This is a genomic window from Mycobacterium sherrisii, from assembly GCF_002102355.1.
In the GTDB taxonomy this organism is placed as follows: Bacteria; Actinomycetota; Actinomycetes; order Mycobacteriales; family Mycobacteriaceae; genus Mycobacterium; species Mycobacterium sherrisii.
In genome coordinates this window covers 1-1,291 of sequence record NZ_LQPT01000010.1, presented here as the reverse complement: position 1 = coordinate 1,291, position 1,291 = coordinate 1, and the positions used below count along the sequence as shown (strand labels likewise).

Annotated in this window: 1 protein-coding gene; it reads left to right on the top strand. The window is 64.7% G+C overall.

The features are described from left to right. The first annotated feature begins 208 nt into the window (after window positions 1-208). Window positions 209-1,279, top strand: a complete 1,071-nt coding sequence (locus AWC25_RS00685; protein WP_198166771.1) for an IS110 family RNA-guided transposase — start codon at window positions 209-211, stop codon at window positions 1,277-1,279. Window positions 1,280-1,291 lie beyond the last annotated feature (12 nt).

The window sequence follows — 1,291 nt, the reverse complement described above, 5'->3', positions numbered from 1 at the left end:
TCAGTGTCAGGGTGGGGTTGCCGCTTGTTGCGGTGGTTGGATCCTGATCACCTGGTGTCTGGCTCGTAGCGTCGTTGCCGCCCTCGGGTTGGCGTTCATGCGTTTTGTCGGCATCAGGTGTGAAGGACCGGCCGGCGTGACTTGATAGGAGCGTGGCATCGCCCCCGACTGAGATGTGTCCGCCGACCGGCCCAACCGTCACCTCACAGTGAAGGAGGCAACCTCCATGGTTGTTGTTGGGGCCGATGTCCACAAGCGCACGCACACGTTTGTTGCCGTGGACGGGGTCGGTAAGAAGCTGGGCGAGAAGGTCGTTGAGGCCACTTCGGTAGGTCATCGCCAGGCGATCCGGTGGGCTCGCACTGCGTTTGGTGTCGAGCTGGTGTGGGCGATCGAGGATTGCCGACACTTGTCAGCGCGACTCGAGCGCGATCTGCTCTCGGCCAATCAGAAGGTGGTGCGGGTTCCGCCGAAGTTGATGGCTCACGCCCGGGCCTCGGCGCGCACGCGGGGCAAGTCTGATCCGATCGACGCGCTGGCTGTCGCACGGGCTTATCTGCGTGAGCCCGATCTTCCGGTGGCCTCCCACGACGAGGTGTCGCGGGAGCTCAAGCTGCTGGTGGACCGGCGTGAAGACCTTGTGGGGCAACGTACTTCGACAATTAACCGGTTGCTGTGGAGAGTGCACGAACTAGATCCTGGCCGGGCGCCGAAACAGGGGTCGCTGGATCTGACCAAACACCGCCGGATGCTCGGTGACTGGTTGGCCACCCAGCCCGGTTTGGTCGCCGAGCTGGCCCGCGAGGAGTTAGCCGACATCACCCGCCTCACCGAAGCCATCAACGCCTTGGCCAAACGCATCGGTGAGCGTGTCCGCACAATTGCTCCGGCACTGCTGGCCATGCCCGGCTGCGCCGAGCTCACCGCGGCCAAGATCATCGGCGAAACCGCCGGAGTCACCCGCTTCAAAAACGAAGCGGCGTTCGCCCGCCACAGCGGCGTGGCCCCCATCCCGGTGTGGTCAGGCAACACCGCCGGCCGGGTCCGGATGACCCGCAGCGGCAATCGTCAACTCAACGCCGCCCTGCACCGCATCGCGGTCACCCAGATACGCCTCGACGGCCTCGGACAGGCCTACTACCGCAACCGGCTGACCACCGGCGACTCCACCACCGAAGCTCTACGCTGCCTCAAACGCCGCCTCGCCAGAGTCGTCTTCGGCCACCTCCACACCGACCACCACACCCGAACACAGCCTTGCCAAACGGCAGCGACTTGACATAGGAGAAAC